The sequence below is a fragment of the Pleomorphomonas sp. NRK KF1 genome (assembly GCF_023721755.1).
GTDB lineage: Bacteria > Pseudomonadota > Alphaproteobacteria > Rhizobiales > Pleomorphomonadaceae > Pleomorphomonas.
The window spans coordinates 899,257-917,347 of record NZ_JAMDLH010000001.1; the positions used below are offsets into that span (position 1 = coordinate 899,257).

Here is an 18,091-nt window from a genome sequence, read left to right on the forward strand (position 1 = left end):
ATCCGGCCGTTATACCCGCGCCTCGCCCCCATTTATCTTGGCGTCTGGGGAAAGGCTGTCACCTAGGCGACAAGTCGGAGCCGGTAAGTTTTCTTCCCGAGTCCGGTATTTTGTTGGGAGAAGCTCATCGCGACGACGCCGGTGATCGCGTGCGGACCACAGGTATCCATCTTCGAAAGCGCGGCGGCGCTTGCCCGGGCTTTCAAATCACGGCGTCATCGGCGGTCACGCCGCACGCGCCAGCTCTGCCCGAAGACGCTCGATATCGCAGACCACGAGACTGCGCGGCGTTGGGCGGAGAACATCGTTCGATCGCGTGAGTTCGGCGAGAATCGTCGAGACGGACTGACGCGCCGCCCCTATGGCCGCTGCGAGCTCATCGCCGGTCGGGGCCGGATCGATGAGGGTTCCGGTCGAGGCCTCTCGGCCATCGCGTTCGGCAAGCGAGCATATATGCCGAATGACCCGGTAGCGCACGCTCCGGAAAGCCATGTCGCCAACCATCGACAACGATCGGCCGAGAAGCGTTTCGATGACGGACAGCACACACCGACCGAACTCGGGATAGTCGCGAACCAGCCTTTGAAACAGCGCGCGCGGAACCAAGGCCGCGTCACCCTCGGTGGTGACTTCCACCGCGAGGTCCGCCCGAAGCGGCAGCGCGTCGCCGCAGCCAAGCGTGAACAGGGTCAGCTCCCGTCCCTCGTGCGAGGCAAAACAGCGGTAACGACCGGAAGCGACAATCAGAATGGCCTCTCCACAGTCGTCCATCAGGTCGGCGCCATAGATGAGTTGGCCGACCGTCATCCGACGAAACTTGAGTGCCGCGCGGTTCTGGATCTTCTCCAGCGCGAGATGCGGCCGCATCTCCTGGCCATCCGCCTCGACATCGGACGTCGCGTCCGAACTGCGCCTGCCCGATCGAGCCGGTCTGCGCGGCAACTGCAAACGCGCGAAGAACTCCTCTCCGTCGGCCGAGCGAAGTCTGCACTCACCGGCCACCGCCGTCTGTTCGGCGACATCGTAACCGGCGGCGAACAGATGCTGGAACCGAGCGCGCCCAACGGCCGACCAATCGTGCCCCAGAAGCTCCAGCGCCGCGCGATTGGCGCCGATCAGGCGATCCTCGTCAAAGGCCAGCACCCCGTCTCGCGGTCCTCCGAACAGATACTGGCTGGAATGAAAGCGTAGTTGCGCGTGCCCGTGAAAACGCAAGTCGAACAAGCGACGTTCGATCTCGATCACGGCGCGTCTGAGCAAGGGCAGCAGATGGTCGTGGGCCATGGTGCAGGAGGTCGATACATCGAGAACGCCGGCCAGCAGGCCAGATGGGTCGAGGATCGGCACCGCCGAGCAGCTTAGGGACGTGTTGAGGCAGAAAAGATGCTCGGCGCCAATGATCGACAGGCCAACCATCTCCAGCGCCACGGTACCGATGGCATTGGTTCCGATGGCGTTCTCGGACCAGTCGACCCCTTCGTTGAGGCCCAGCCGATCGGCATCGTCGGAGAAACCGCCCTCGCCCAGTCTGTTCAACACGATACCGGTGGGATCGGTCAGGATCACGACGCCGCCCAACGCGCTCAGCTCGCTGGCGAGCGAAGCCATCTCTTCCAGCGAGGACGCGATCAGATCGGCGTTGCGCTCCTTGAGGCTTCTCAACCCAGCGTCTTCCAGTCTGTCGCGTTGCCGAGCCAGGGTCGGGGACGCGAAACCGAACCGACTGCTCCGCTGCCAAGACCGAACGAGGGGCGTCGGCACGCCGTCGGGCACCGTGCCAGTGGAAAGGAAACGCGACCGCACCGCCAGAATATCGCCGTGATGCATCGAACGACAGCCTCCGCGCGCCAAGCTCTGTGGTCTTGGCGAGGACGAACACCGCTCGCAATCGGAGCCGGCTCCGGTCGTCGACCGGCAGTTCACGACGTCGTTCTTGATTGGCAGATTCATCGGGCCAACCTCCGCGGGTCACCGTCAGGTGAGCTGGTTGTAGGCATAATAGGAAACCGGATCGCCCATCCGGACGGCCGTGCAGGCCTCGGACAGCTCGACCATCCCGTCCGTCCGGGTCAGCGACGTGAGAACACCGGCGCCGTCGACCGGATACTTCATCGCCACCGCACCCCCATCCGAGCGTTCGAGGGACACGCGGACATACTCCCTCCGGCCGGCTTTCTTCTTGTAGTCAAAGCCGGAAAGCACGGTCATGGCGACGAGCGGCGCGGGCCTTCCGCCCGCCAGAACGGTCACCAACGGCCGGAGCACATGCGCGAAGGTGACGAAAACCGCGACCGGGTTGCCGGGAAGGCCCACCAGCGGCGTGCCGTTGATGATGCCCATGGCCAACGGGCGCCCCGGCTTGATCCCGAGACGCCAGAAAACCATAGAGCCGTTGGCGGCGATCGCGGCCCGCACATGGTCCTCTTCGCCGGTGGAGACGCCACCCGACGTCACGATGAGATCGTATGATCGCGCGGCCGCATCGAGACGTTCGGCCGTGACGCTGCGATCGTCGGGCAGAATGCCGAGATCGGTCACATCGCATCCGGCACGCCTGAGCATGACCTGCAGGGAAAAGCGATTGGAATCGTAGATCGCCGCCGCGCCGAGCGCCTGCCCCGGATTGCGCAACTCGTCACCAGTCGAGAACACGGCGACGCGCGGCCTGCGGCGAACCTCAACCGAGGTAACGCCGAGTGCGGCGAGCAGCGCAATGTCGCGTGGTTCGAGGCGGCGACCGGCCGGCGCGGCCACGCTTCCCCGGGCGATATCCTCCCCTCGCGGGCGGCAGTTGGCGCCTTTGCGGAGCCCTGGCGGCAACTGGACGCTGCCGTCGTCGCCGACGGTCACGTCTTCCTGCATGAAGACGGTATCGGTCCCCTGTGGCATGGGGGCGCCGGTGAAGATACGAGCCGTCGTTTTCCGGGCAACGGCATCGAGCGCCGCCTGACCCGCCGCCACCCTGGCGCCAACCGGCAACACGGTGGGCCCATCGGCGGCAAGATCGGCGTAAGCAACGGCGTAGCCGTCGACCGCCGAATTGTCGAACACCGGCAGGTCGATCGAGGCGATCAGGTCGGCAGCGAGAAAACGACCGTCGGCGTCGGTCAGGCCGACCCTTTCAGTCTCGGTGACCGGCGGAACCCTGGCGGCGATCAACGCCAGCGCATCTTCGACCGGCATCAGATCGCCCCCGAATGCGAAGGCGTCCGAACTCAACTGCACCATGACCCAGCCTCCAGTCTCCGCCGTCGTTCCATCACGAACCGCCGCCTGACTTTGCCCGACAACCGGCCTCTCCGGCAACGCGCCCGTCATCTTCGGCACGATAGGCCTGAGCCAGCAGTTCGACGGGATGAGACACCGGTTTTTCCTGCATTTGGGTGAACTGCATTCGACAGGCCAGACATTCCGTAACGATCCGGTCCGGCGCTGCTTCCCCTATCCGATCGACCAGACCGCGCCCCATGGCCAGCGAAGCGGCGTGGAAGTCCGTCTTGAACCCCATGATGCCACCAAGTCCGCAGCAGTCCATCGGCTGCCCTACCGGCGATAAGTCGGCCTGCGGCGCCTTTTCGAGAAGTCGCAGCCACGGGCGGCCCATGTTCTGCTCCCGGAGATGGCAGGGCGCAAAATAGGCGAGCTTCTGAGGCGAATCCATCGGCGGCAAACGCAGGGCGCCCTCGCGATCGAGGATGCCGAGATACTCGCCGAGCTCGAAGACATGCGCAGCGACCTTGATCCGCTGGAAGGCGTCCCGGCCGGCAAAATAGCCCACGTCCCCGCGATCCGCCTCCGCGTGCAGGCCGAGATTGTAGTTGATCACCCAAGGCGCCAGAAACTCGGAGGCGACGCTGCTGGTTCGGCCGGACGGACCGGACACTTCGGCGGTGAGCACCTCGGCGATGTCCCCCGTATCGCCGCCGCATTCAACCGCCAACGCCCGAATACGGTCGCGATAGGCCGGCGAGAACTGAGCGTCGCGGGCCAGCACCGACTTGAACATGAACGAACACGTCGGGCAGGCTGTCACGATGTCGTAGCCGTCTTCCACGCATTGCTGGAGGATCGGCAGGTTGGCCGCGACAAGATCGAGGGTGAAAGGCTTGTCGCCTTCCAGATAGGTCGGCATGCCGCAGCATTTCTGGTCCGGCACGTAGACCGTGACGCCGTTTTTCTCCAGCACCTCGATGGTCGCCTTGGCGACCTCGGGAAACATGTAGCGGGCGGTGCAGCCGACGAAATAGGCGACCTTGCGCCCCTCGGCCTGCGTCGGGCGATCAAGACCGCGCCGGGCGACCCACCGTGCCAGACGGTCACGCGGAAACGACGGCATCTTGCGATCCGGATGAACGCCGACGACCCGTCGGGCAAGCCGCCCAAGCAGCGGGTTCTTCATCACCGCGTCGACCAACGAGGGAAAGGTGCCGCACAACCGGCCAACCAACTGGACGTTTTCGATGAAGCGGGTGGCGAGCGGCAAGCCATCCCGTTCCACGAAGGCGTCCTTGGCCTTGCGGATATCGCTTTGAACGGGGCGGCACGGACACTGCCCGCAGGCGTTGCAGAGATCGACGAGTTCGGCCAGATCCTGCCCCGACACCGGCCTGCCGCCCGACTTGGCCCTGTCGGCGAGATGGAACAGGCGCGGGAAATACTGGCACGGCGCGTCTTCCATCAGCTCGCGGCACTGCTCGCAGTTGACGCAAGTCGTCATGACGGTGCGCGCCAGAAGCTCCGGCTTGTCGAAGCTCATTGCTCCCCGCCCTCCCCGCCGTCTTCGCTTTTTGCGAAGGACAGGCCGAAAGGCTGCGCCGGCTTCGTCTGACCATGAATGCCGAGCAGCAGACGGTGCGGCCCCGGAACCCCCGGCGGTACCAGCGCGACGCGATCTCCGGGATGAATGACGGCGTCCTCGATCGCGATGGCGGACCGGTTGACGATGAACGATTCTACCCTGTCGCCGTCGATCGACAGGAAGCGCAGCAGTTCCTCGCCGGTCATGTCGACTTCGATTTCGAGGAAATGCGGAATCGACCAGCCGCGATCCATGAACAGCTGCCGCAGCCCCATGAAGGCTATGAGTTGGATCTCTCCGCCCATGCGATCACCTCATGCTTGTCCGAAGACGGGGGACGCCGGATTTCGGTAGTACTCGACGATGTCGAAACCCATGTCGCGGATGTCGACCATCAGCAACCGGCCGATCAGCGGCTGGCCGACGCCGGTGATCACCTTCAGCACCTCGCAGGCGGCAAGCGTGCCGAGCACGCCGACGACGCTGCCGAGAATGCCGACCTCGGAACAGGTCAACGCGGCAGTATCCGGCTCTTTGGGCATCAAACAACGCCAGCTCGGATTGGGTTGACCGTTCGCATCCGCCTCATAAGGCATGAGCGTCGTCAGCGAACCGTAGAACTCCAGCACGCCCGCCGTGACCAGCGGCTTGCGGCAGGCATAGGCGGTGTCGGCCATTATGAAGCGGGTCGGAAAGTTGTCGGTCCCGTCGACGACGATGTCATAAGCTCTTACCAGATCTTCGATATTGCCGGCGTCGAGACGAAAAGGATGAAGCTCCACATTGACGTGGGGGTTGATGGCGGCGATGCGCTCGCCCGCGCTCTCGACCTTCAGCTTGCCGACGTTCGCGGTGGTATGGATCACCTGGCGCTGCAGGTTGGAGAGACTGACCCTGTCGTCATCGACAAGACCGAGGGTACCGACTCCAGCGGCGGCGAGATACTCGATCACCGGTGAGCCGAGGCCGCCGGCGCCGACACACAGGACGCGCGCCGCCTTGAGCTTGTGTTGCCCCGGACCGCCGACGTCGCGGAGCAGGATGTGCCGGCTGTAGCGCTGGAGTTCCACATTCGAAAGCAAGGTCGCCCTCCCGTCATGCCGACTTCAAGAAACGGCTGAGGAGGCCCCTTGCCGGGGCCTCCTCCACGTTCGTTCCAGCTGCTCCAGCGAAAAGCACGCGTTGGGGGCGCAGGCTTCCCGACTAAAACGCCCCTAGGAGGAAACGAGCCTAGCCCCCTCCGAGGAGGGGAAAGAGCGCCAGAACGTCGCCTTCATCGAGCACGCGGTCGAGTTCGGCCGCGCGCCCGTGAATGAAGATCATGCCGATCAGGCCGTGGTCGATTTCAAGCTCCGTCGCCACGTCGGCGACGGTGGTTCCCGGCGGATACTCCCGCCGGGCCTCCTTGAAGCGGTTCTCGCGAAAGGTCGCGAAGAGCTTGACCGTGATCAACATGACTGTCTCGGCTCAGAAGTTCCAGAACGTCTCGAGTTCCTTCTGCTCCATGTCCCACTTCACGTTGTGCGGGGCGATGGCTTCGAGCTCGAAGAACTCCGGCAGACGGTCCTGCTCCGGGCCGATGCCGGCCGCCAGGTTGAACTCATGTTCCAGCTTGAGCACCGTCTTGCCGAGGCCGACGACGTCGTCCATCGTCAGCTTGGTGCCGAACCGGGCATTGAGCATGTCGACGGTGGCCGGCAAGCACTCGGCGATGTCCAGCGCCGGGAAGGCGATGAACAGGCAGAGGCCGGTGGAGTCGATGGCTGCCGTGGCGATCTGGAGGTTGCGCGACAGTTCGACCTGCCCCTCGTTGGACAGCGGATCGACCTTGCCGCCGACGTTGAGCACGTTGGTGGCAACCGCATAGCCAGCCGTGTGGTCGGCACCCTGCGTCGTCGTGGCGTAGGTGACGCCGATACCCTTGACCGAGCGCGGGTCATAGGCCGGAATGGCCTGCCCCTTGACTACCGGCACGCGGGCGACGCCGTAGGTCTTGCCGACCATGGCCGTGCCCGCGCCGAGAATGCGACCGAGCGGCGTGGCCTTGCCGATCTCCTCGCGCAGCATGCGCAGCACTTCCGTACCGTCGCCGAACTTGAGGATGCCGGCCTCCATGGCGACGCCGAACATCACCGGCGTCTCGATGCTGTCGACGCCGAGATCGTCCATGACGTTGTCGCACTCGGCGATGAGGTCGAGATTGTCGATCAGGCAGTCGGCGCCGTAGGCCCAGATGGTCTCGTATTCGAAGCCGGACGTCAGGTACTTGCCGTCCTTGTCGTTGTAGACCTGCGAGCATTGGATCACGCAGCCGAGCGAGCAGCCGTGCGTCGGCTCACCGCCACGGGCGACGATGGTGTCGTACATGTGCTCGCCGGAGATCATGTCGTGGTGTTCGCACTGGCCCGACGTGAAGTTGCGGGTCGGCAGGCCGCCGATCTCGTGCAGGATGTTGACCAGCACCGCGGTGCCATAGGTCGGAAGGCCCTGGCCGGACACCGGATGGTCCTTGAGCGCCTTGGTGAACACCATGTTGGCGGCCTTGAAAGCGGCCGAGTCGACCAACGGAACCGGGCGAGTGCCCTCCTGGTCGATGGTAATGAACTTGACGCGCTTGGAGCCCATCACCGCGCCGAGACCGCCACGGCCGAAGCTGCGCAGCTTGCCTTCGGGATCGCGGGTCGAGATGTTGGAGATCAGCATCAGGTTCTCGCCGGCCGAACCGATGGTGATGACGCCCTTGTCTTCGCCATAGCGGCGCGCGACCGAGTCCAGGACGGCGAAGTTGTTCATGCCGACCGTCTCGGCTTCCGGCTCGATGACCGCGCCTTCGCTGCTGATGCGGATCTGGTACCAGGTTTCCGTGGAAGCGGGCTGCCCCTCGATGATGATCGCCTTGATGTCCAGGCGCCCCAGCATGCGGCCGCAGGTGCCGCCGGCGTTGCTTTCCTTGATGGTACCGGTCAGCGGGCTCTTGGCGCCGGCCGACATGCGACCGGCATTGCCGGCAGCGGTGCCGGACAGCAGACCGGGGGCGAACACCAGCTTGTTGTTGGGGCCGAGCGGATGGCAGGTCGGCGGCACCTCGGCGGCAACGACCGTCGACGTCAGGGCGCGCCCACCGAGACCGGCCCAGGCCTCCGGAGCCTCATCGATGCGGACCGAGAGATCCGTCATGTTGATGCGAATGACTTTAGGCATGGCTCTTCCTCCAACTGCCGATCCGGAGGTCCCCAAATGCCTCGTGATTTCGGCCTTGCCAAAAAGATGGTGGCGGCGTGACGACCACGCCTGCCTGAGCCATCCTTGCCGAAAGTCATCGCGCCAAGCAAATCAGAGAAAATACGAACCTATACTATTATGTTCTCGCCGACATAATTGAATTCGAACCAGATACTGAAGCATAAATTCTGACAACCCCTATTCAAATCAGCCGAAAACGTGGATATTCCCGCAACAAAGACCAAATAGGGAGGAATTATACTCTCAAGAACATAATTGGCGAGCCAACGGAATCGCCTCGAGTATTCTTTAGTCGAGATCAACAGCCGAGCCCGCGTCCGCCGTTGGCGTCACGATCTCCGCATCGAGTGCGGCCAGATGCGGCGCGGCAACGTCCCCGGCCATTTCTTCCAGGAGGCGATAGCGGCGAACCACCTCGCTCCCCAGCGTCGTGAGCGACGCCCCGCCGGCACTGCCCGTGTGACCGACGACCAGCGGTTGGCCGAACGCCTTGTTCATGTGGTCGATAAGCTCCCAGGCGCGGCGATAGGTCATCTCCATCTCCCGCGCGGCGGCCGATATCGAACCGGCGCGAGCGATCGCCTCCAAAAGCGCGATCTTGCCTGGGCCGATGCGCGTGTCGGCATCCACCCGCAACTGAATCCGAAGTTCGATCATGGAATGCCCTATCCTCGCAGCTCATGGCGCCTTCGGAGCCATTATCGGCCAAAGTCGGCGAGGAACGCCAGCCTGAAGGCGCATTCGGCGCGGGCGGCTGTCCTCATCAACCCATCGCTTAGCGAACGGACAGAACAGGGGGCCCAAGAGAAACCTGTGGGCTTGAGGACGGCGGCCGTTGGATCGAGACCCGATCGCGCCCTTCTCTCTTGGCGTCATATAGCGCCCGATCGGCCGCCGCGTGCAGGGCCTGATGATCCGATCCGGTTTCGCGGACCCCGGCGACGCCACAGCTGACGGTTAATCCCACAGTACCTGTCACCGCAGCAACACGAAGGCTGGCCGTCGCGCGGCGGACGCGATCGGCGATCCCGACCGCCTCGTCCGTGGTTGCTTCCGGCAGGAACAGGGCGAACTCCTCGCCGCCGATGCGCGCGGCTATGCCCCCTGTCGGCGTCGTCGCACGGAGGATGGCCGCGAACTCGATCAGCACCCGATCACCGACGGGATGCCCGTGAGTGTCGTTGATCGATTTGAAGTGATCGATGTCGAACAGGATCAGAGCACCGCGCTCCCTACCACCGATCAGAGCATCTTCCGCCCGGTCGAAGTAGTGCCCGCGATTGGCCAGTCCGGTCAGAGAGTCGGTCTCCGCGGCGATACGGTAGCGCCGCTCCGAGCGCTGTCCGATCACCACCAGTTGCAAAAGACCGAGAAAGACCACGAACAGCGACGACTCCGTGAATCTCAGCCCCATGGACAGGCTGTTGGGCAGAACGATCGCGGTCGGTTCGGTGGGCGCGACGATCGTCGAGACCACCCAGTAGACCTGCATCGCCGCGTGAACCCCGACGACCACCGCCGTCAGCCCCACCGATGGCAAGGGCTCCCTGGGATGATGGCGGACAAGGTCGACGACGATGAAAAGCAGATAGACCAGCTCGATGCCCGACAGAACGGCCGCGCGGGCATTCATGTTGTCGAGAAGAGGCGTGGCGGCCGCCATGATCATCCAGATCAACGCCCCCAGCCCGGCGGTCAGGCACGCTCGACCGCTATCGAGACCGGCGAACCGATGGTAGCCCAACCAGAGCAACCCGAAGGACCCCAGCAGGATGGTGTTGGCGACGGTCACGGACAGGGTGTGCGGTACGAGGCCGCGCAGGGCCACCAAAATCATGGTCACGAGGGCAAGACCAAAGGCGGCCGCCCACGACAGGATATAGGTCTCACCGCGCACCGACGACCAGGTCAGGATCAGGCTGACGAAGATGCACAGGCTCGCCGCCGCCACCGTGTAGAGAAGGGTTGGAATATCGAGAAACTCGCCCAAGCCACCCACGTCGCTCTCCAGCTCCTCGCACGGAAGCCGCCCGGACAACACCTGCCGCGGCGGACACCGCCTCTCCGATCCGACGATATCGGGGATTCCTGCGGTGCAGGTGTAACATGCTGAATCTGAAGGCCGCATGAATCGCGCCGGCAACGCCTCGGCAAAGCGCAAACCGACGCCCGGCGCAACGAAGGCCGTCGCTTGACCCGGGAGTCCTTGCTGGAGCAGCCGCTTTTCGATCCTCGTTTCACTCCGGTCGGATGATGCCCTAGGCGGGAACGATCCTGAGATCCGCCGGATCGAAGCCAACGTGGACATGCTCACCGACAGTAAAGGGCTTGGCTCGTGGCGCCACCGAAGCGAACAGCGGCCCGGCCTTGGTTTCCAGCGAGTACTGGATCTGGTTTCCCAGATAGGCGGCATAGGTCACCTCGGCGGGCAGCGAATAGGCAGCCGGGTTGGCGGAGATCGCCATCTGATGCGGCCTCAGGACCAGCTTGCCAGCGCCTCGGATCGTCGTGGCAAGCGGCAGCTCGATCCGGCGTCCAAGGAGATCGACGCTGGTGCTCGCACCATCAGGCGTCACGTCGACGTCGATCAGGTTGGCGTCGCCGATGAAGTCGGCGATGAACGCCGAGGCGGGGCGTTCGTAGAGATCTTCCGGCGTACCCTCCTGAGCGATCTCGGCGTTCTTCATGACGATGATCCGGTCGGAGACGGCCATCGCCTCCTCCTGGTCATGGGTCACGTAGATGGCGGTCAGGCCAAGCCGCTGCTGGATCTGGCGAATCTCCTCGCGCACCCGACGCCGGAGCTTGGCGTCGAGGTTGCTGAGCGGTTCGTCGAGCAGCAGCACCTCCGGTTCGAGAACGACGGCGCGGGCGACGGCGACACGCTGCTGCTGACCACCGGAGAGCTCGGACGGTAGACGCCCACCGAAGCCGACGAGGCCGACCATCGCCAGCCCCTCCTCGGCCCGCGCATGCGCCTCGGCCTTCGGCACCCGCTTGACGGTCAGGCCATAGGCAACGTTCTCCAGCACGGTCATGTGCGGAAAAAGCGCGTAGGACTGGAAGACCATCGATACCCGCCGATAGGTGGCGGAGAGGTGCGTCACGTCGGCTCCACCGATGAGGATGCGCCCTTCGGACGCGCTCTCCAGACCGGCGATGAGCCGCAAGGTAGTGGTCTTGCCGCAACCGGACGGACCGAGCAGCGTCACCAGGGTTCCCGGCTGGATGTCGAGATCGAGCGGCTTCAGGGCCACGACTTCGCCGAAGCGCTTGCTGACGCCTTCGAACTGGACGGAACCTTTTTCAGACATCGGAGGAACGCTCCCGGGTCAATGGGCTTCAACGCGATCGGAACGACGCAGGCGGCGCCGACCGATCATCAGTTGCATCAAGAGGATACAGGCCAGCATGGTGACGATGAGCACCGATGCGTAGGCGATGGAAATGCCGTATTCGCCGTTCTCGACCCGGCCGACGATGAAGGCCGTCGCCATGTTGTACTGCGCCGAGACGAGGAAGATGACCGCCGACACCGAGGTGATGGCGCGCACGAAGCTGTAGGTCAGCGCCGCGAGGATCGCCGGCCCCATCAACGGCATGATGACGCGCCGCAAGGTGGTGAAGCTGTTGGCCCCCAGCATGATCGACGCCTCGTCGAGCGACTTGTCGAGCTGGCTCATGGCGGCGATGCCGCCGCGCACGCCCACCGGCATGTTGCGGAAGACGAAGACGATGACCAGGATGATCGCCGTGCCCGTCAGCTCCACCGGCGGGAAGTTGAAGGCCATCACGTAGGCGACGCCGATCACCGTGCCGGGAATGGCGAAGGACAGCATGGTCGAGAACTCGAACGCGCTCTTGAAGGCGAACTTCTGCCGCACCAGGAGATAGGCCGTTGCGAGCCCCACCACGGCGGTCAGCGGCGCCGAGATGCCGGCGATCCACAGCGTGGTGAAGTAGCTGTCCCAGGCCGAGCCGACGAAGTGCACGCCGTTGCGGACCACGATCTTGAAGGCGCGCACATAGTGCTCGAAGGTGAAGCTGTGGTCGTAGCCCCAGAGCTTGACGAAGCTGCCGAAGATGATCAGTGCATAGATCATCGCGGTGAATATCGCCCAGGGAATGGCAACGCCGTAGCAGGTCCAGCGCAGCACGGGGTTCAGAGCCGCGTTGCGCCCTGAATCCGCCTTGCCGGTCACCGTGGCATAGTTCTTCTTGCCGACCCACTGGCGCTGGATGAGGAAGACCGCCAGCATCAATCCAAGCAGGGTCACCGACAGGATGGCCGCCTGGGCCGGATCGGCGACGGTGCCGACGATCGAGAAGTAGATCTCCGTCGACAGCACGTCGAAATTGCCGCCGAGCACCAGGGGATTGCCGAAGTCGGCGAGGCTTTCGATGAAGGCGAGCAGGAAGGCGTTGGCCAGTCCCGGACGCATCAACGGCCAGGTCACGTAGCGGAAGGTCTGCCAGCGATCGGCGTCGAGAGTCTGGCTCGCCTCCTCCATGGAGGGGCTGACGCCTTCCACCACGCCGATCAGCACCAGAAAGGCGATCGGCGTGAAGGAGAGCATCTGCGACAGCCACACGCCCCAGAAGCCGTAGAGCCAGCGGGTTTGCTCTATGCCGAAGACCTCGTAGAGGCCGACGGTAATCGTACCCGCGCGCCCGAACAGCAGGATCAGGGCGAGGCCGATCACGAAAGGCGGCGTGATGATCGGCAGGATGGACAGAACCCGGAGCAGCTTCTTGGCCCGGAACTCGGTCCGGGTGACGATCAGCGCGAAGGCAAGGCCCAGCAGGGTCGTTCCGGCGGCGGTCGCCAGCGCCAGGACGACCGAGTTCACCGCCGGTCCGCACCAGCCGGCCCCGACCACGCAAGCGCCGCTCCAGATTTCGGGCGAAAACAGGCGCGGCAGGAACTCGCCGAAACCGAAGCCGCTGCCGTCGCGAAGCTCGAAGGCGCGCACCAGGATGAACGCCATCGGATAGAAGACGAACAGGCCGACCAGCGCCACGATGGCGCCGACAAGCCCGGAGATGAAGGCATCGCCCCGCCCCTTGCCGAGCCCCGAGATACCCGTCGTCAGCACGAAGAGCAGCGCGGCGGCGACGACCAACGCCCCCGCCCCCATGCCGGACTGGCTCGCACCCGACGGAAAGCCGAAACGCGGCCCCTGACCGAGGATCAGCAGGCCCTGAGCCAACATCAGCAGAAGCCCGAGCGCACCTGAACCGACCAGCCCCCGAGCCACGGCGAGTTGCCGGGTGCAGAGCCCGAGCGTCAACCCGGCGGCGGCGAAGCCGACCAGCGGCGCGGCCAGCCACCACCGCCCCTGGAACAGCGACACCAGGGCCGACGGTCCAAGAAGGGCCGGATCGGCCAGCCAGCCGAAGCGCCAGAAGCCGGGGTCGCCCACAAGGTACCAGGGCAACAGGGCATAGCCGATGAGGCCGATCAGGAGCCATAGCCCCGCCGTGCGTTTCATGCCATTCATCCCGAAAAGGAAATTTCGGCCCGCCCCTTGGGGAGCGGGCCGAACGACGACCGATTACTCCTGAATCTGTCCGCCGGCGTTCTTCACTTCGGCATCCCAGCGCTCGAGCAACCGGGTGCGCGTTTCCGACGAGCCATAGGTCTTGTAATCGTAGTCGATCAGCTTGACCGAGGCCATGTCCGGCGCGTCCGGATCGGTCTTGGCGCCCGGGTTCGAGGGGATGTTATAGACGCCGACCTCAAGGCCGGCGGACTGGGCATCCGCCGAGATGACATACTCGACCCACTTCTTGGCCTCTTCGAGATGCGGCGTACCCTTGATGACGCTGACGGCCCCGGTCTCGTAACCGGTGCCCTCGCAAGGCGCGACGATCTGAACCGGGAAGCCCTGTTTCTTCAGGTTGACCATGTCGTGCATGAAGCCGATGCCAATCGTGGTCTCGCCACGCGCCACCGCCTTGCCCGGCGCGGAACCGGACTTGGTGTACTGGTTGATGTTGGCGCCGATCTCGGCGAGCAGCTTGAAGCCCTCGTCCTCACCGAACAGCTGCACCAGCGTGGCAAGTTCGGTGTAGGCGGTGCCCGATGACTTCGGATTGGCCACCTGAATCTCGCCCTTGTACTCGGGCTTGGCGAGGTCGCGCCAGCAGGCCGGCGGATCGAGCTTCTTCTCCGCCACGACTTCCGTGTTGTAGATCATGCCGAGCAGGCCGACGTGGACGCCGATGGCCTTGCCGTCGGTCATGTCGGCCATGTTGCGGGCCCAGCCGAGCAACTCGGAGGTATCGACGCCGGACGGCTCGGTGAGATCCTCGGCCGCGGCGATCATGTGCGGATCACCCGTGCCGCCCCACCACACGTCGATCTTGGGGTTGCCGGCTTCGGCGCGGATCTGCGCCAGCACCTCGCCGGTGCTCTTGCGAACCATGGCGACGTCGATCCCGGTGTCGATCTTGAAGTTCTGGGCCATGAGGTCGCACCAGGCCTGCTCGTTCGAGCAAACGACGTTGAGCGTGGCGGCGCCGGCTGCGGATACAGAAAAACCGGCCGCCAGCGCGATGGCGCTGACAGTGCAAAGGCGGATCATGTTTTCCTCCCGTTCACCCGGTCCTCGTCCGGGGCTCACGAACCGTGACACGCTGCCCCCTTCCGGGACCAGACCCAAAAGGTCGAGGAATGCCCGGGATCGCCGGGTTTTGTATGAACAATATTTCAAAGCCGGCCAAATCTGCCGGCAAAGCGGGTAACCGCGACTGACGGCGAATTTCCGAAGCGCGGCACATCGGTGATTGATGGATCATGACAGAGGAAAACGAACCGCCGGCCTCCGATGGGGCCACCATCGCGATCATCGACGACGACGACGAGTTGCGCGGCACGATGACGGCCCTGCTGGGCGAGAACGGCTTTGCGACGCTGCCGCTTCGCGACGCGGATGCCTACCGCCGCCTCGACCCGCCGCCGCGACTGGACCTCGCGCTCATCGATCTCAACCTTGCCGGCGAATCCGGGCTCGATCTGGCGATGGAAATCAGAGCTCGGCTCGGCATCCCCATCGTCATGCTGACCGGCTGGGGAACCGAAACCGACCGCATAGAAGGGCTTGAGACGGGCGCCGACGATTACCTGATGAAGCCCTTCAACCCGCGCGAGCTGCTCGCCCGCTTGAGGGCGGTCCTCAGGCGCTCCGGATGGAAGGCGCCGGCCACCGACCGATCCGCGCACCACATGGAGACATTCGGCAGCATGACGCTCGACCTGACGCGGCGGGAACTCCTCGCATCCGATGGCGGCGAGATACCGCTCACCAATGGCGAGTACCGGCTGCTGGAGTATCTGGTTCGGAACAGAGACCGCATCATTCCGCGCGTCGAGCTTCTCCAGGAGCTCGGCAGCGACCTGTCCACCTATGTCGACCGAACCATCGACGTCCTGATCCTGCGGCTGCGCCGCAAGATCGAGACCGTTCCGTCCAAGCCGGTATACCTGCAGACCCGGCGCGGCCAAGGCTACATCTTCGTGACGACCTCCCGGAGCGAACCGTGAAAGCGCTCGCCAGCCTGTCGGTTCGCACCCGCCTGCAGTCCGCCTTGGCGATCCTTGCCCTGCTGACCTGCTTTGCCGGCGCCATAGCCTGGATCACGCTCGAAAGCGGCCAAGACCGCCTCAAGACGCTGAACACCGGCACGCTGGCTGAGGTGGACGACGCGCTCCACCTGTCCAGCGACGCGGCCGATCTCGCCACGCGCATGCCGTTCCTCCTGGCCCTCGACAGCCCCTTTCGCGTCCATCAGGAGGGGGAACACGTCATCGCGCTGATCGCCAACATCGAGGGGCGCCCCGATCTGCAGCCGGGGATCGCCGACGATCTCAAGAAGATGCGTCAGGCGGTGCTCGATCTTCTCGCGGCCACCCAATCCCGCTCCGCACTGCTCGACCGAATCCTGCGCCTCAACGCCGAAGTGGCGCGCGAGGAGCGCAGTCTTGCCCTCCGGACGGGGACAGTCGGGCAATCGCTCTACGAAGGCGGCGACTGGCTGACGCTTCAGCGCATTGCCTCCACGCTCCTCGGAGCAGGTCGGGCCGAGAACCTGATCGGCCTCGGTGAGTTCCAACGCGAGTTCCATGGCCTCAAACAGCGACTGTCGCCCATTGCCACCGACAGCGGGCGGGAGGCGCGCAACAGACTGGCCGCGTTTGCCGAAGGCGACAACGGGCTGTTCGAGCTCCGGCGGCGGGAACTCGCCCATCGCATCGCGGCGGCCAACGCCCTGGTGCGCATTCGCATAGGTGCCGAGATCGTCAGCGCCTACGCAGCGGCCGTCACCGCCACAGCCCAAAAGGAAATCGCCAGCGAACTGACCAACACGACCACCATGATCTCGGTCGCCAAGAGCACGATCCTGGTCGTCATGCTGATCGGCACCGCCATCGCCCTGTTCACGGCCCAGTTCGTTGCCCGCTATGTCACCGCCAACCTCTCGGCCATCGCCGACGGCATGATGCGCCTTGCCGCCGGCGATCGTGCCAGCTCGCTGCCGCGCAGCTACGGCAAGAGCGACGAGATCGGCAAGCTGCTCCGCGCCTTTCGGGTGTTTCGGGCCAACGCCATCCGGCTCGACCGGGCGCATCGTCAGCGCATCCGCCAGACGACCCTTTGGGAAACCATGGTGCTCGGCATGTCCGACGGCGTTGCGGTGCTGGCTCCCGGAGGCGGCATCACCGCCACCAACGACCGCCTGGCGGAGGTTCTGGGATTGCCACCGTCCAGCCTTGCGGGGCCAGTCAACCTCGACCAGTTGCTCAAGGCCCAAGGCTGGCGCGCCACCACCACCGCGTCGGACTACGCCGAGCTGACCGATCCCGATGGCCGAACCATCGAACGCCGCGACAGGGCCCTGCCGGCTGGCGGCGCGGTGGCCCTGTTCTCCGACGCGACCGAGCGCCGGCAGTTCCAGGATCGCATGCAGCAGATCCAGCGCATCGAAGGGCTCGCCAAGATTTCCGGCGAGGTGGCGCACGACTTCGGTAACATTCTCTCGACCATTTCCAGCAGCGTGCACATGCTGGAAGCCGCCTCTCCCGAACGCGGCCGCGAGCTGCGCCAGTCGATCGCCAGCGCCGTCGAGCTCGGCACGTCGCTCACCCAGCGGCTGCTCGCCTTCGCCCGTCGTCAGCACCTCGAACCCGAACTCGTCGAGCTCAACGAGCTTGTCGAGGGGCTGACCGACCTGATCTATCTGACGTTGCGGGACAATATCACCCTCAGCGTCCAGCCGGCCGACGAGGAGCTCTTCGTCCGCGTCGACGCCGGACAGCTGGAAAGCGCCATCATCAACATCTGCCTCAATGCCGCCCAGGCCATTCCCGACAGCGGAAGAATCGCCATCGCTCTCGCTCCATCCAATGACGGGCGCGACGCCGTCCTCACGATCGAGGACACCGGCCTCGGCATGGCGCCGAACATCCTGGCCCACGCCATGGAGCCGTTCTTCAGCGCCCGAGCCGACGGCAAGGGCACCGGCTTGGGGCTTGCCATGGTCTATGGCTTCATCCGGCAGTCCGACGGCGATGTCCGGATCGAATCACAGCAAGGGGTCGGCACCACCGTGCGACTCATCCTGCCGCGCAGCGAAAAGACGCAGGAGCTGCCCGCGTCGTCCCTCCCCTGGCAAAGGATACTGCTGGTGGAGGACGACCCGGCCGATGCCGCGAAAGCGACGAAGCTGTTGGTGGAAGCCGGAGCCACGGTGACGCTCTGCACGAGCGCGGCCATGGCGCTCGAGCGCCTGCAAGGCGAACAGCGCTTCGACGCGGTGATCACGGACCTGCATCTCGGCAACGAACCCACGGGTTGGCAGGTCGCCGAACAGGCACTCGCCCGTGACCCCGCCACTGCCGTCTTCGTCGTCTCAGGTCACTTGCCCGAGGTCTCCCCGCTGGGAAGCCGATACGGAAACAGACTCATACTATCCGATAAACCGCTCAGACTCGACAAACTGCTGGGCTGAGAGATTGGGAAACCCAAGCCCAACGAGCCGACCACAGCC

General features: G+C 64.7%; 14 protein-coding genes. 2 read left to right on the forward strand and 12 right to left on the reverse strand.

Annotated elements, in window-relative coordinates; genetic code table 11:
• Positions 1 to 225 precede the first annotated feature (225 nt).
• The 12 genes from M4J39_RS04165 to M4J39_RS04220 form a co-directional block, all read right to left on the reverse strand.
• Positions 226 to 1,827, reverse strand: a complete 1,602-nt coding sequence (locus M4J39_RS04165; RefSeq protein ID WP_251726525.1) for a helix-turn-helix domain-containing protein — start codon at positions 1,825 to 1,827, stop codon at positions 226 to 228.
• A gap of 147 nt (positions 1,828 to 1,974) precedes the next feature.
• Positions 1,975 to 3,228, reverse strand: coding sequence for a gephyrin-like molybdotransferase Glp (gene glp, locus M4J39_RS04170; protein ID WP_251726526.1), 1,254 nt, complete (start codon positions 3,226 to 3,228; stop codon positions 1,975 to 1,977).
• 31 nt (positions 3,229 to 3,259) lie between these two features.
• Entirely contained in the window at positions 3,260 to 4,756 is a 1,497-nt protein-coding gene (locus M4J39_RS04175; RefSeq protein WP_251726527.1) for a heterodisulfide reductase-related iron-sulfur binding cluster, read from the reverse strand.
• Positions 4,753 to 5,052, reverse strand: coding sequence for a MoaD/ThiS family protein (locus M4J39_RS04180; RefSeq protein WP_251726528.1), 300 nt, complete (start codon positions 5,050 to 5,052; stop codon positions 4,753 to 4,755). Before M4J39_RS04180 ends, M4J39_RS04175 begins: the two co-directional genes overlap by 4 nt.
• A gap of 60 nt (positions 5,053 to 5,112) precedes the next feature.
• Positions 5,113 to 5,880, reverse strand: a complete 768-nt coding sequence (locus M4J39_RS04185; RefSeq protein WP_251726529.1) for a molybdopterin-synthase adenylyltransferase MoeB — start codon at positions 5,878 to 5,880, stop codon at positions 5,113 to 5,115.
• A 148-nt stretch (positions 5,881 to 6,028) separates the two neighbouring features.
• On the reverse strand, positions 6,029 to 6,253 hold the full coding sequence (locus tag M4J39_RS04190) for a MoaD/ThiS family protein (RefSeq protein WP_251726530.1): 225 nt from the start codon (positions 6,251 to 6,253) through the stop codon (positions 6,029 to 6,031).
• Positions 6,254 to 6,265: 12 nt separating this feature from the next.
• A complete protein-coding gene (locus M4J39_RS04195; RefSeq protein WP_251726531.1) occupies positions 6,266 to 7,999 on the reverse strand; it encodes an aldehyde ferredoxin oxidoreductase C-terminal domain-containing protein in 1,734 nt (577 codons plus the stop codon).
• 330 nt (positions 8,000 to 8,329) lie between these two features.
• Positions 8,330 to 8,698 (reverse strand): winged helix-turn-helix domain-containing protein, encoded by a 369-nt coding sequence (locus tag M4J39_RS04200; protein ID WP_251726532.1) that lies wholly within the window; start codon positions 8,696 to 8,698, stop codon positions 8,330 to 8,332.
• 118 nt (positions 8,699 to 8,816) lie between these two features.
• Positions 8,817 to 10,040, reverse strand: coding sequence for a diguanylate cyclase (locus M4J39_RS04205; protein ID WP_251726533.1), 1,224 nt, complete (start codon positions 10,038 to 10,040; stop codon positions 8,817 to 8,819).
• A 259-nt stretch (positions 10,041 to 10,299) separates the two neighbouring features.
• Entirely contained in the window at positions 10,300 to 11,355 is a 1,056-nt protein-coding gene (locus tag M4J39_RS04210; RefSeq protein WP_251726534.1) for an ABC transporter ATP-binding protein, read from the reverse strand.
• An 18-nt stretch (positions 11,356 to 11,373) separates the two neighbouring features.
• The gene (locus tag M4J39_RS04215) at positions 11,374 to 13,542 is read right to left on the reverse strand and encodes an ABC transporter permease (RefSeq protein ID WP_371875380.1); all 2,169 of its coding nucleotides are present in this window, start codon (positions 13,540 to 13,542) and stop codon (positions 11,374 to 11,376) included.
• Between the two features lie 54 nt (positions 13,543 to 13,596).
• On the reverse strand, positions 13,597 to 14,628 hold the full coding sequence (locus M4J39_RS04220) for an ABC transporter substrate-binding protein (RefSeq protein ID WP_251726536.1): 1,032 nt from the start codon (positions 14,626 to 14,628) through the stop codon (positions 13,597 to 13,599).
• Positions 14,629 to 14,840: 212 nt separating this feature from the next.
• On the opposite strand from M4J39_RS04220, the gene M4J39_RS04225 reads away from it, so the two are divergent.
• Together M4J39_RS04225 and M4J39_RS23025 are read left to right on the forward strand one after the other, a co-directional pair.
• Positions 14,841 to 15,587, forward strand: coding sequence for a response regulator (locus M4J39_RS04225; protein ID WP_251726537.1), 747 nt, complete (start codon positions 14,841 to 14,843; stop codon positions 15,585 to 15,587).
• Positions 15,584 to 18,052, forward strand: a complete 2,469-nt coding sequence (locus M4J39_RS23025) for an ATP-binding protein (RefSeq protein WP_251726538.1) — start codon at positions 15,584 to 15,586, stop codon at positions 18,050 to 18,052. The genes M4J39_RS04225 and M4J39_RS23025 overlap by 4 nt, the downstream gene beginning before the upstream one ends.
• The last annotated feature ends 39 nt before the right edge of the window (positions 18,053 to 18,091 follow it).